This is a genomic window from Variovorax sp. 20P10.2.4, assembly GCF_058244205.1.
On sequence record NZ_JBZAYE010000009.1, the window covers coordinates 1 to 12917 of the forward strand.

Consider the following 12917-nt stretch of genomic DNA (forward strand, 5'->3'; position numbering starts at 1 on the left):
GATCTCGCCGTCGCGGATCTCCACGATGCGGCGGGCCTGCGCGGCGACCTGCCGGTCGTGCGTGATCAGGATCACCGTGTGCCCCGCGTCGGCGAGTTCGTGCAGCAGCTTCATCACCTCCGCGCCGCTCTGGCTGTCGAGCGCGCCGGTGGGCTCGTCGGCCAGGATGACGCGGCCGCCGTTCATCAGCGCGCGCGCGATGGCCACGCGCTGCTGCTGGCCGCCCGACAGCTGGCCCGGCCGATGGTCGAGGCGGGCGCCCATCGCCAGCCGTTCGAGCAGCGCGGTGGCGCGCACGCGGCGCTCGTGCTCGGGCATGCCGGCATAGAGCGCGGGAATCTCGACGTTCTCGCGCGCCGACTCGGTCTGCACCAGGTGATAGCCCTGGAACACGAAGCCGAAGGTCTCGCGGCGCATCCGCGCGAGCGCGTCGGCATCGAGGTCGGAGACGTCGCGCCCCTCGAACAGGTAGCGCCCGCCGTTCGGCCGGTCGAGGCAGCCGAGGATGTTCATGAGCGTGGACTTGCCGGAACCGGACGCCCCCATGATGGCGACGAACTCGCCCGCGTGGATCTTCAGCGAGATGCCGCGCAGCACCGGCGTGGGCGCGGGATCGTCGGGCGTGCGCTGCGGCAACCCGTAGGACCTGCGGATGTCCTGCAGCTCGACCAGCGGCGGCGCGTTCGCCGCCTCCGGGCCCGGCGTTGCGCTCACTGGAACACCTTCGTGCTTCGCACTGCGGCGCGAGCTTGCTGGGGGCGGCCCGGCGCTGCGCTCATGGCTTCGCGGTCTTGCCGAAGGCCGCGTCGGCCACGATGCGTTCGCCTGCTTCGACGCCGTCGAGGGCCTGTGCGAAGACGCGATTGCGCACCCCGATGCGCAAGGGCCGCGTCTCGACGCTGCCATCGGGCCGCAGCACGCGCACGGCGTAGCGATCCGCGGCATCCGCCACCGGCACGAGCGCCGTGGCCGGCACGATCAGCGCATCGGCGGCGGCGGCTTCGACGAAAGTGACCTGCGCGGTCATCTGCGGCATGAGTTCGCCGTCGGCGTTGTCGATGTCGAACAGCGCCGTGTAGACAACGACCTTGTTCGGCGTCGCGGGGGCCGCGGCGGTGCTGTCGCTGCCGCCGGTCTTGGCCGTCGGCGACGGCGGGGCCGGCAGCACCTGGCGCACCTTGCCCTGCCAGCGGCGCTGGTTGTTGCCCAGGGTCGTGAAATAGACCGGCATGCCGGCCTTGACGCGACTCACGTCGGCCTCCGACACCTCGGACCACACGGTCATGGCCGACAGGTCGGCGATGCGCAGCACGTCGGGCGTCTGGTAGGTGGCGTTGAGGGTCTGGCCCTCGCGCGCGGTCACCGACACCACGGTGCCCGCCATCGGCGCGAAGATGCGCGTGTAGCCGAGCCGCGCCTCGTCGGCCTGCAGCGTGGCCTGGGTCTGCGCGATCTGTGCTTCGAGGTGCTCGATGCGCGCGGCCGCCGAGGCGAACGCGGCCTCGGCGCTCTGCACGTCCTCTTCGCGGGTGGCGCCGTCGGCGGCCATCTGGCGCTGGCGCGCATGCTGCTGGCCGGCCAGCCGGTGCTGCGCGCGCTGGTCGGCCAACTGGGCACGCAACCCGGCCAGCGACGCCCGGCCCGCATCGACCGTGGCGCGCTGCACGCTGGGATCGATCTCGACCAGCAACCGCCCCTTGTCGACCACGTCGCCAGGCTGGACGTGCAGCCGCAGGATCTGCCCCGAGACCTGGGCGCCGACATCCACGTAGCGCCGCGGCTGCAGCGTGCCGAAAGCAGTAACGCTCGATTCGATGGCACCGCGCCGCACGACCGACGACTCCACCGCGCCCGCGGGCCGGCGCGCCCAGAGATAGCCCGCGGCCGCCAGAGTCAGGAAGAGAACGAGGAGGATGGAAACGATTCTGCGCATGTCGAGGAAAGGGAGCGTGCGGGCCATTCGCGCTTGCGCGGACGCCGCGAGCGGAGCTGTCTTCTTGGAGTTCGCGCGTATTCTGTACGGTCCGAAATCGGCCACACGCGGCGCAAGGTCGATGCCTTCACAGGCCGCAGACGGCCGGGTGGCGGCTCTCTCTTTCTACGCGGCCGCCTTCTGCGGTGCACGCACACGCTCTTCCGCGATGCGGCCGGCCTTCATGGTGATCACGCGGTCGGCGATGTGGAAATAGCGGTCGTCGTGCGAGATGACCACCAGCAGGTGGCCCTTGGCGCGCAGCTCGGGCAGCAGCTCGGTGTAGAAGAGATGGCGGAAGGTCGGGTCCTGGTCGGCGGCCCATTCGTCGAACACCAGCACCGGACGGCCCTCGAGGTAGGCATGCACCAGCGCGAGCCGCTTGCGCTGGCCGGTGGACAGGTCGGTGGTGGTGAAGGCGCCGTCCTTGACCGAGACCTTGTGCGCGATCTCCAGGCGCTGCAGATAGGGCAGCGCGGTCTCGGGCAGCGTCTGCCGGCCTCCTTCGCCGCCGGCCACCAGGTCCTCGAACAGGTAGAAGTCGGAGAACACGGTGGTGAAGAGCTGCCGGTAGTCGTCGCGGGTCTCGGGCGTGACGGCCTTGCCGTCGAGCACCACCTCGCCCTGCTGCGGCGCATAGAGGCCGAGCAGCAGCTTGATGAGGGTGGTCTTGCCCGAGCCGTTGTCGCCGACGATGAAGACGATCTCGCCGCGCTCGATGCGCAGGTCCACCGGACCGAGCACGAAGGCCTCGCTGCCCTCGGGCGTGTCGAATGCGTAGCGCACGCCGCGCATCTCGATGGCCTCGCGCATCGGCGGCGAGGTCGGTGGCGAATCGAGATGCAGGTGCGGCTCCGGCGTGGCGAAGCGGGCCGACAGGTCGGCGATGCGGCCGAAGGCCACCTTGGCGCGGCCCACGTGCGGCAGCGCGCCGACGATCTGGTCGATCGGCCCCTTGATGAACAGCAGCACGAGCACGAAGCCGCTGAGCACCGCGGGCTCGGTGGTGCGCCACGCGGCCCAGCCGAGGATCATCGCGATCAGCAGGAAGAACAGCGCGGAGCCGAAGGAAGTGGCCAGCACGAAGATGTTGATCGCCCGGTGGTTGATGTCGCGAATGGCGTCGACGGTGCGCACGATCTGCCCTTCGTACACGCGGGAGCGCCGCGCGCGGTGCATGCGCAGTTCCTTGGCGCCCTCGCTGATGCCGCGGTAGGCCTTGTGCAGCAGTTCCTCCTGCTCGCGCGACTCGAAGAAGCCCGCGATGCCGCGTGCATGGGCCCAGGTCTGGACGGCCACGCCGATCAGCATCGCCACCACCAGCAGGCCGAACAGCGGCAGCGACAGCCAGGCCAGATAGCTCAGGCAGCCGAGCGCGATGGCCGTCGAGATCATGGTGGCGGCCAGCATGAAGGCCACATCGCTGATCATGTCCACGTCCTGCGTCAGCACGGGCATCAGGCGGTGCATGCGATAACGCTCCAGCGCATCGATCGGGGCCGCGAGGATCTTCAGCGCCAGATCCTTGCGCACCTGCGCGACCAGGCGCTGGCCCACGATGTTGTTCGAGATGTCGGAAGCCGCGCGCCCGATCAGCGCGATGACGCACAGCACGACGAAGGTCAGCAGCAGCCCTCCGGCCATGCCGCCGGGCCGGCTCAGCACCTCGTTGATGGTCGCCAGAAGCGCCACGGTGGCCACGCCGGCTCCGATGCCGGTCACGGCGGAAAGCACGATCCAGGGGACGAAGGGTTTCAACAGCCGAAGCAGATCGGACGCCTTGGCGCTGGAGGAAGGTACTTGCATGCCGGTATGACGGATCGGCGGCCCGGATGTTTAGTACCTACTGCAGCGTCGACGGGGCTCGCGGATCGTCGTCGGGCACCGAACCGACCAGGGCCGCGCCCGCCAGTGCCCACAGCGTCAGGGCTTCGTCGAATGCGCGCACATGCCTGGCATCGCGCCCGAGCCACAACACCAGCCTCTGTGCGCGCTCGAGCGACGGGGCGTCGTGCAGTTCGCGAAAGAGCTGCCAGGCCTCCTTGCAGGCCGGATCGGAAATAGCGTGGTGACTGGAGCTCATCGTGTCAGGGCGCCTCGGTGGGTGTGGATGGGCAGTTAGACGCGGTTCGCCCGCGGATGTTTAGCCGCTGTCATCTTCGTGCCTCGATTCCTCGGGCTGTTTCGTGGCGCTAAACCTTTGGGCACGCCAACCGTCTCCCATCGATGAGCCATTGCGCGACGGCCCGCGGCCCCTTTCCATGATTTCGCTTCTGGCGCCGATATTCCAGGGCGAATGGGCGGCCTACGGCGAAACGCTGGCCTGCTCGCCACGCGTGCCCGCGGACGCCGTGCGGGTGGCCGACCTGATCGCCGATCCGGCCCTGCTGGCCGGGCTGCTGCGCCAGCACGCCCGCCATCTGCGCGTGCACGGCGCCGACCTGCGTCCGGTGGCCTCCGCCTGGAGCCTGCACTATCTGAACGCCCTGCTGCCCCCGGTCGCGGCGGCGGCCAGCCTGCTGCAGCATGGCTTTCCGATGGCACCCGCGCGGGTGTGGCTCACGTTCGCGGAAGGTGCCGTGCCGCAGTGCTTTCACATCACCGACGAAGGCCAGCCCCTGCACGGCGCCGGCACGGCCGAACGCTATGCAGCACTGCTCCAGGAGCATCTGGCGCCGCTGTTCCTGCAGCTGACCCGCTTGACGCGGATCGCGCCCAAGATCCTCTGGGGCAATGCCGCGCGCTACCTCGAACCGGTGCTCGAGCAGGGCCTGGCAGCGAGCGGCCAGGCTCCCGCCGTCGCGCAGGACCTGGATTACCTGCTGCACCAGCCACTCTGGGGCTGCGACGACAACCCGATGTTCACGCCACCGCGCCGGGCCGTGCGCCTGGAGGCCGGCGCGCCCGCACCCATCACATTGCACCGGCAGTGCTGCCTCTACTACCTGCTGCCCGAGGAAGGCTATTGCGCCGCCTGTCCGCTGGCGCCGGAGTTCCGCAAGACACGGAACTGAGCGGCTGCACGCTAAACAAACCGGCCGGCCGCGCGTCTTTTGCGGATATGCATCCATTCATAGATGCGACTGCGACGCCCCCATGCCACTGCATCCCGATCTCGAAGCCTTCCTCGAACTGGCCGCCCTCGCCGAAGAGGATGGGCGCGCACCGATGTGCGAGCTGGAGCCCGCGCAGGCGCGCGCCAGCTACGACCAGTCGACCCTCGCGCTGGACGGCGTCGGGCCCGAGCTTCCGGTCGAGGACATCGGCTTTCGCGCCCGCGACGGCGCGACGCTGCGTGCCCGGCTGTACCGGGGCGGCGATGCGGGCACGCCGCTGCCGACCCTGCTGTACTTCCATGGCGGCGGCTACGTCGTCGGCGGACTCGATTCGCACGACGCGCTGTGCCGCGCGCTGGCGCAGCGCACGCCCTGCGCGGTGCTGTCCGTGGACTACCGGCTCGCGCCGGAGCACAAGTTCCCGACCGCCTTCCACGACGCCGAGGATGCCGCCCTGTGGCTCGCAGCGCAGGGCGTCGCGCACGGCCTGGACCCCACGCGCGTGGCCTTCGCCGGCGACAGCGTCGGCGGCACGCTCGCCACGGCCCTGACGCTGGCCGCGCGCGATGCCGGACGCTCGCAGCCGCTGCTGCAGGTGTTGCTCTATCCCTGCACCAGCATCCGCCAGGACAGCGATTCGCACCGGCGCTACGCGAGCGGCCACCTGCTCGAGCAGCGCACGCTGCAATGGATGTTCGGCCACTACCTGCGCAGCGAGGACGACCGCGCGGACTGGCGCTTCGCCCCGCTCGCCGCGCAGGACCTGTCGGGTCTCGCGCCCGCGCATCTCGTGCTGGCCGAGTACGACCCGCTGGTCGACGAAGGCCGGGCCTACGCCGAGCGGCTGCAGGCGGCCGGCGTGCGCACGCAAGTGCAGGTGCACGAAGGCATGGTCCACGACTTCGCCCGCCTGAGCCAGGTGGTGGAGGAAGCCGACACCTTGCGCTCGTCGATCGCGCAAACGCTGGCCGAGGCATTCGGACGCGCACGCGTCGCCGCAGCCGCACCGGCACCCGTGCCGGCATCGGCGATCGGCGCCTGGGTGTTCCATGCGCACCCCGACGGCGATCCGCTCGAGGTGCGTCTCGACACCTCGAAGCTCACGGTCGGCCCGCAGGCCGGCCAGGGACCGATCAGCCATTGGCTGCTGCACGAGCAGGCCGGCACGCTGCGCCTGGACGGGTCGAACAGCCACGACGCCGAGCCCGCGCAGACCCATCTGCTGGCCGCCATCGAAGCCGCCTTCGTGCGCCATCCGCAACGCGCCACGCTGTCCCTGCGGCTCGCGCCATCGAACCCGGCAGGCCTCGCGCGCCTGGTCGATGCCGGCGCGGCGAGCCTGCCGCCGGGCCCCGATGCGATCGTGGCGCGCGAAGCCTTCTGGCAACTGCCGCGCGTGTGGCAGCGCGGGCCGCGCGAGCCCTTCGCGCAGCGCTACACGCTGAGCCAGGGCCGCCGCCATCCGCTGCGGCCGGCCAAGCCGGCCGGCACCGTCTATCAACGCCACATCCCCTGGCTGTCGCAGACGCTGTCGCTGGACACGGTCGACATCGAGCGCGACCTGCCGGCCTTCCATCGCTGGATGAACGATCCGGTGGTGGCGCACTTCTGGGAAGAACAGGGCGAGCTCGCCAGGCATCGCGCCTACCTCGAGACGATCGCGGCCGACCCGCGCGTGACGGGGCTGATCGGGCGCCTCGACGGCGAGGCCTTCGGCTACTTCGAGGTGTACTGGGCCAAGGAGGACCGCATCGCGCCCTTCTACGACGCGGGCGACCACGACCGCGGCTGGCACGCGCTGATCGGCGAGGCGCGTTTTCGCGGCAAGCCCTTCCTCACGGCCTGGATGCCTTCGGTGTCGCACTACCTGTTCCTCGACGACTGCCGCACGCAGCGCATCGTGATCGAGCCGCGCGCGGACAACCACAAGATGATCAAGAGCCTGGGCCGCTGCGGCTACGCCCACGTGAAGGAATTCGACTTTCCGCACAAGCGCGCGATGCTCGGCATGCTGCTGCGCGAACGCTTCTTCGGCGAAGCCCTCTGGATTCCCCAGGGGGACGCCACCGTCTCGCCACCTTCGGCCGATCGCGCCGAACCTCCCCTCAAGGACATTCCATGCAAATCCACGACCTGATCGGCATCGGCTTCGGCCCGTCCAACATCGCGCTGGCGATCGCGCTCGACGAGAAGCGCCACCACGGCCAGTTCGTGGATGCCCTGTTCATCGAGAAGCAGCAGGGCTTCGTCTGGCACAAGAACATGCTGCTCGACAACGCGCACATGCAGATCTCGTTCATCAAGGACCTGGCGACGCTGCGCAATCCCTCGAGCCGCTTTACCTTCCTGAACTACCTGCACGAGAAGCAGCGCCTGCAGGACTTCGTCAATCTCAAGACCTTCTTCCCGAGCCGGCACGAGTTCAACGACTACCTGGGCTGGGCCGCGGCGCAGTTCGAGGATCGCTGCGCCTACGGCGAGAGCGTGTTCGAGGTGGTGCCGGAGATGCGCGGCAGCGAGGTGCAGCTGGTACGCGTGCGCTCGCGCCAGGCCGACGGCAGCGTGCGCGAGCGGCTGGCGCGCAACCTGGTGGTGAGCGTGGGCGGCGTGCCGAAGATCCCGGCGCGCTTCCAGCCCTTCAGGGACGACCAGCGCGTGTTCCATTCGAGCAGCTACCTCGAGGCGATCGCACGGCATCCGAAGGCCGAGCGCATCGCCATCGTGGGCGCGGGCCAGAGCGCGGCCGAGATCTTCATGGACCTGCAGAGCCATCCGAACAAGCCCGCGGTCGACCTGATCATGCGCGCCCGTTCGATCAAGCCCTCGGATGACAGCCCCTTCGTCAACGAGATCTTCAACGCCGACTTCACCGACTTCGTGTTCAACCGCTCGCAACCCGAGCGCGCCGAGCTGCTGGAAGAGTTCTGGCACACGAACTACGCGGCGCCGGACCTGGAGCTGATCCAGCAGATCTTCAACGTGTTCTACCGGCAGCGCGTCGCGGGCGTGGCGCGCCACGGCTTCTTGCGGCGCCACGAGGTGACCGCGGTGCGCGCGGCCGCGGACGGCGTCCACCTGTGGCTGCACGACCTCAACACCGACCAGCGCGGCGAGCATGGCTACGACGTCGTGATCCTCGCCACCGGGTACGAGCGCGACGGCCACAAGACGCTGCTCGATCCGCTCGCGCCGTACCTGGGCGACTTCACGGTCGACCGCAACTACCGGCTGCAGGGCACGCCGGAACTGAAGCCGGGCATCTTCCTGCAAGGCGCCTGCGAAACCAGCCACGGGCTCAGCGACACGCTGCTGTCGGTCACGGCCATCCGGTCCGACGAGATCGGGCAGGCACTGCTGGAAGCGAATCCGCGACCGGCGCAGCAGGTGCATGCCTCAGGGCGTACGCCGCTGCCGGCCGCCGTGATTTAACGCTTTGGACATCGCGCGGTGATACACTTAATAAGAATCGTTCTTATTACAGATCCCCGGGATCGACCCAGCGCGCTGCCGTATCGCCGGCTCGTCATTCCTAGCCGGAGCTGACGAGCCCGAAGGCAAGACCAGCGACCGGGCTCCCGGGGCCCATCGTCGATGCTTGCGAGAAGGCGGCCGGATGCGCGACCTCGTCCAGGAACTTGTAGCTCACTATGCGGACTTGCGCCGACAGCTCACTCGCGACCTGAGGGATCCCCACTACGCGGCGGACATCGCGCAGTCGAGCTTCGAGCGGGTGTACGCGCACGCGATGAAGTCCATCGGGGCGGCGCGTGCCGATTCGACGTCGGACGAGGCGAGCGGCAACGGTGGCATCGAGTCGCCCCGTGCCCTGCTGTTCCGGGTCGCGCGCAACCTGTGCATCGATGAGGCCCGTCGCCGCAAGGTAGCGCAGGAATGGATCGGCACGCACGCGGTGGTCGAGACCCAGAGCGCGGCGCCCTCGAGCGAGTTCCTCCTGGCCCAGCAGCGCGTGCTCGCGCGCGTGGTCCAGACGATGGAGAAGCTGCCACCGCGCAGGCGCGAGGTCTTCCTGCTGTTTCGCGCCTACGGTCATACGCGCGCGGAGATTGCCCAGCGCCTGGACATCACCGAGATGGCCGTCGCCAAGCACCTGCTTCGCGCCACGATCGATTGCTCGCGGGTGTTCGCCGAACTGCGCGCCGAGCTCATCGAGCCGCAGTACGTGAGGAACCACGCGGGCTTCGACGCGTCGCTGGCCGAAGACTTCTCGTGAGCATCGGCATGGCGATGGGGGCTCCGCGCGAGCGCATGGTCGAGAAGGCGCTGGCGCTGATCGTGGAAGCCGAGATCGCGCCCGATCAGGCGGCGCATGCGCGCCTCGCGCTCAGCCAATGGCGCGGCAAGTCGCCCGAGCATGCGGCGGCGCTGCTGGAGGCGCGGCAGCGGTGGGACGCGCTCGGCGGCATGGCCGATGACCTGCGCACGCATTTCGAGGCGTCGAAGGCCGATCTGGCGAACGCGTCCGCCGCGGCGGACACGCGCCGGCCTCAGCGCCGCAAGCATCTGTTGTCCATCGTGGGATTGCTCGGCGTCGGGCTGCTCGGTGGGCGTGGCGTGCACTGGTATCTGCAGCAACCCGTCTTCCATGCGGCCTTCCAGACGCGGACGGCCCAGCTGTTGAAGGCGACGCTCACCGACGGCATCGACGGCAGGACGGGCAGCCGGCTCGACCTGGCGCCGCTGAGCGCTGTCGACGTCACGCTCTACCGCCAGCGCCGGGTTGTGGAGATGACCCGCGGCGAAGTGCGCTTCGAGGTGATCCGCGATGCCGACCGGCCATTCCGGGTCCGTACCCGGGAGGGAACGATCGAAGTGATCGGCACGGTGTTCACCGTGCGCGATCGCGGCGGCCCCGTGCTCATCGGCGTCGAGCGCGGGCATGTGCAGGTGCGGCCCTTGCGGGGGCCGGACGGCAGCGCCGAGGCACACGCCGTGGATCTGCATGCCGGCGAACTGGTGGAAATCAGCGACGGCAGCATGGCGCCCGTGCGAAGGGCCGACACCACGGCGCTCGCGGCCTGGCGCGACGGCTGGCTGGTCTTCGACAACACCCCCTTGAGCGACGCGCTGGCTGCCGTCAACAGCTACCGCACCCAGCCCATCGTCACCGCGGGACCGCGCATCGACGCCATGCGGCTGTCCGGGCGCTTCCGCAGCAACGATTCCATCGGCCTGCTGGCCGCCCTGCCCTCGATCCTGCCGCTTGCCGCCGTCACCCGCCCCGACGGCAGCGTCGAACTGCGCCAGCGCTGACACCGCCCGGCCAGGAAAGAGACGGCAGGTCCAAAGTTCCTGTCTCCGTCTGGCGAGTTCAAACGTCTTGCTTTCAGAAGCGCGCGGCGCCGCGTCCCCGCGGACCGCGTTCCCGAACTGAATTCATTCGCCTTTACCAGACCTGGAGCCTCGACCCATGCGTTCTTCGCCTCGCCAACATCTTCTGAGCGCCGCCCTCGCGGCAGCCCTCGGAACCGCCTTTCTCAGCTGGAGCAGTCTGGCCACCGCGCAGACGCCGGGACAGGCCGCGAGGGTGTTCGATGTCAGCGTCGCGGCCCAGCCGCTGCCCTCCGCGCTCAACGAACTCTCGCGGCAGACAGGCATGCAGTTCTTCGCGGCCGGCGACGTGGTGGCGGGCGTCCAGTCCCCCGCGCTCTCGGGCCGGCTCACGGTCCAGCAGGCGCTCGAACGGCTGCTGGCCGGCAGCGGCCTGGTCGCCGTTCGCAGCGGCGAATCCCAAGTGACCGTGCAGCGCCAGTCGACGGCACCGGCCGAGCGCGGCAGCCTGCCGCCCGTGAGCGTGACCGCCGCGCCGGGCGCCGACGGAACGACCGAGAACACGGGCTCCTACACCACGCGGGTGACCGGGGCCGGCACGCGCATGGACCTGTCGCTTCGCGAAACGCCCCAATCGGTCAGCGTAATCACCCGCCAGCAGATCAACGACCAGAACCTCGTCACGCTGAACGACGTGCTGCGCCAGACGCCCGGCATCGTCGCCGACCGGATCGACGAGCGCGTGAGCTACACCTCGCGCGGCTTCACACTGAGCCCGATGATCGACGGCATCCCGACCCTGGCCTATGCGAGCGTGGCCGGCGAGACGAGCATCATCAACACGGCCGTCTACGACCGCGTCGAGATCGTCCGCGGCGCCGCGGGCCTGCTCAACGGCGTCGGCTCGCCCGGCGGCTCGATCAACCTCGTGCGCAAGCGGCCCACCACGGAGTTCTCGGGCTACGTGGCCGGCGGCTTCGGCTCGTGGAACCGCTACAACACCGAGGCCGATCTCGGCGGCAAGCTCAACGAGTCGGGCACCGTGCGCGGCCGCGTCGTGGCGTCCCACACCGACGGCGACAGCTTCACCGACCACAAGAAGCAGCGCAACAGCGTCTTCTTCGGCATCGTCGAGGTCGACCTCGCCCCGACCACCACGCTGGCGGTCGGCTATGAGTACCAGAAGAATGCGATCAAGGGCGCCAACTTCGGCCAGGCCCCGCTGTTCTACAGCGACGGCACGCGCACGCGCCTGCCCGTGTCCTTCAACTCCAGCACGCCGTGGAGCCACTGGGACATGACCAGCGACCGCTTCTTCGTGAACCTCGAGCACCGGCTCGACAACGGCTGGCGCGTCAAGGCCGAGGGCGCGCTGGTGAACAGCAAGCGCGACCGCGCGGGTGGCGACCTCTGGCTCTACCCCTCCACCTTCGATCCGTTCACGCAGGAAGGCGTGCTCGATCGAGGCGACAACCCGGCCCATGGCCGCAACAAGTCCTTCGACGTCTACGCCACCGGGCCCTTCGAACTGTTCGGCCGCACGCACCAGGCCAGCATCGGCCTCAACGTGAATCGCTACACCTACTCGGTCTACAAGAACAACTCCGTGCTGGACACCGCGGACCGGGAACCGGTCACGCTCTACAACCTGTCGGCCGCGCCCCGGCCCCAGTTCATCTATCCGATCCTGAACTTCGGCGAGCAGACCGAGGAGACGGCCATCTACGGCTCGACCCGCCTGCGCCCGACGGACAGCCTCTCGGTCATCCTCGGCGGCCGGGTCACCTGGTATCGCAACAGCGGCTACGACACCGACACCACCGGCAGCGAACCCGTCACGACCTATACGCCGCGGGTCAGGGAGAACGGCGTCTTCACGCCCTACGTCGGCCTCGTCTACGACGTGAGCAAGGAGTTCTCGCTGTACGCCAGCTACACCGACATCTTCCAGCCCAATACCGCGAAGGACGTGAACAACAGGGTCCTCGATCCGAAGCGCGGCAACAACATCGAGCTCGGCATCAAGGGCGAGCACATGGACGGCAGGCTCAACACCAGCTTCGCCGTGTTCCGCTCGGAGGAAGACAACCTGGCCGTGGACATCCCCGGCGCCGAGCCGCTGCCCGATGGCTCCACGCCATCGCGCGCCGTCAAGGGCGCGCGCAGCAAGGGCTTCGAGGCGACGGTGTCGGGCGAGATCGCGCGCGGCTGGCAGATCATGGGCGGCTACACCTACCACACCAAGCGCGATGCCGAGGACAAGCTGCTCAATACGCCGCTGCCGCGCCGCCTGCTGCGCATCGCGACCACCTATCGCCTGCCCGGCGACTGGAGCAAGCTCACCGTGGGCGGCAGCCTCAGCTACCAGAGCCGCATCTACTACGACGAAGCCTACGAGCTCGGCCGCGTCACGCAGGGCGGGCTGACGCTGCTGGGCCTGATGGCGCGCTACGACTTCACGAAGCAGTTGAGCGCCACGCTCAACATCGAGAACGTCGGCAACAAGCGCTACTACAGCGGCCTGGGCGGCTACAACGGCTACACGCAGGGCGCGCCGCGCAGCGCGTGGCTCAGGGCCACCTACAAGTTCTGAGCCCTCG

The 12917-nt window shown here is 69.2% G+C and carries 10 protein-coding genes; 6 read left to right on the forward strand and 4 right to left on the reverse strand.

Features of this window, described 5'->3' with window-relative positions; all coding sequences use genetic code 11:
- From AC27VN_RS01900 to AC27VN_RS01915, 4 genes are all read right to left on the reverse strand, one after another.
- The coding region (locus tag AC27VN_RS01900; RefSeq protein WP_490875428.1) for an ABC transporter ATP-binding protein at positions 1 to 714 on the reverse strand (714 nt) is incomplete at its 3' end.
- Between the two features lie 61 nt (positions 715 to 775).
- A complete protein-coding gene (locus AC27VN_RS01905; RefSeq protein WP_490875429.1) occupies positions 776 to 1933 on the reverse strand; it encodes an efflux RND transporter periplasmic adaptor subunit in 1158 nt (385 codons plus the stop codon).
- Positions 1934 to 2098: 165 nt separating this feature from the next.
- Positions 2099 to 3778, reverse strand: coding sequence for a cyclic peptide export ABC transporter (locus tag AC27VN_RS01910; protein ID WP_490875430.1), 1680 nt, complete (start codon positions 3776 to 3778; stop codon positions 2099 to 2101).
- Between the two features lie 37 nt (positions 3779 to 3815).
- A complete protein-coding gene (locus AC27VN_RS01915) occupies positions 3816 to 4055 on the reverse strand; it encodes a hypothetical protein (RefSeq protein ID WP_398493851.1) in 240 nt (79 codons plus the stop codon).
- Positions 4056 to 4233: 178 nt separating this feature from the next.
- Between AC27VN_RS01915 and fhuF the strand changes: the two genes are divergently transcribed.
- The 6 genes from fhuF to AC27VN_RS01945 all read left to right on the forward strand — a co-directional run bounded on the left by fhuF (position 4234) and on the right by AC27VN_RS01945 (position 12910).
- Complete coding sequence (gene fhuF / locus AC27VN_RS01920; protein ID WP_490875431.1) at positions 4234 to 4986, forward strand: siderophore-iron reductase FhuF; 753 nt, start codon at positions 4234 to 4236, stop codon at positions 4984 to 4986.
- An 82-nt stretch (positions 4987 to 5068) separates the two neighbouring features.
- Positions 5069 to 7165 (forward strand): GNAT family N-acetyltransferase, encoded by a 2097-nt coding sequence (locus AC27VN_RS01925; protein ID WP_490875432.1) that lies wholly within the window; start codon positions 5069 to 5071, stop codon positions 7163 to 7165.
- A complete protein-coding gene (locus AC27VN_RS01930; RefSeq protein WP_490875433.1) occupies positions 7147 to 8457 on the forward strand; it encodes a lysine N(6)-hydroxylase/L-ornithine N(5)-oxygenase family protein in 1311 nt (436 codons plus the stop codon). The genes AC27VN_RS01925 and AC27VN_RS01930 overlap by 19 nt, the downstream gene beginning before the upstream one ends.
- 184 nt (positions 8458 to 8641) lie before the next feature.
- Positions 8642 to 9259 carry an RNA polymerase sigma factor gene (locus tag AC27VN_RS01935; RefSeq protein WP_296781266.1) on the forward strand — a complete coding sequence of 206 codons (618 nt, stop codon included), beginning with the start codon at positions 8642 to 8644 and terminating at the stop codon, positions 9257 to 9259.
- Complete coding sequence (locus AC27VN_RS01940) at positions 9256 to 10299, forward strand: FecR family protein (RefSeq protein ID WP_490875434.1); 1044 nt, start codon at positions 9256 to 9258, stop codon at positions 10297 to 10299. Before AC27VN_RS01935 ends, AC27VN_RS01940 begins: the two co-directional genes overlap by 4 nt.
- Positions 10300 to 10456: 157 nt before the next feature.
- A complete protein-coding gene (locus AC27VN_RS01945; RefSeq protein WP_490875435.1) occupies positions 10457 to 12910 on the forward strand; it encodes a TonB-dependent siderophore receptor in 2454 nt (817 codons plus the stop codon).
- Positions 12911 to 12917: the final 7 nt, after the last annotated feature.

Excerpts from the sequence above, each read along its gene's own strand:
- fhuF (WP_490875431.1), top strand. The coding sequence starts at position 4,234 with ATGATTTCGCTTCTGGCGCCGATATTCCAGGGCGAATGGGCGGCCTAC.
- AC27VN_RS01910 (WP_490875430.1), bottom strand. The coding sequence starts at position 3,778 with ATGCAAGTACCTTCCTCCAGCGCCAAGGCGTCCGATCTGCTTCGGCTG.
- AC27VN_RS01935 (WP_296781266.1), top strand. The coding sequence starts at position 8,642 with ATGCGCGACCTCGTCCAGGAACTTGTAGCTCACTATGCGGACTTGCGC.
- AC27VN_RS01905 (WP_490875429.1), bottom strand. The coding sequence starts at position 1,933 with ATGCGCAGAATCGTTTCCATCCTCCTCGTTCTCTTCCTGACTCTGGCG.
- AC27VN_RS01925 (WP_490875432.1), top strand. The coding sequence starts at position 5,069 with ATGCCACTGCATCCCGATCTCGAAGCCTTCCTCGAACTGGCCGCCCTC.
- AC27VN_RS01945 (WP_490875435.1), top strand. The coding sequence starts at position 10,457 with ATGCGTTCTTCGCCTCGCCAACATCTTCTGAGCGCCGCCCTCGCGGCA.
- AC27VN_RS01915 (WP_398493851.1), bottom strand. The coding sequence starts at position 4,055 with ATGAGCTCCAGTCACCACGCTATTTCCGATCCGGCCTGCAAGGAGGCC.
- AC27VN_RS01930 (WP_490875433.1), top strand. The coding sequence starts at position 7,147 with ATGCAAATCCACGACCTGATCGGCATCGGCTTCGGCCCGTCCAACATC.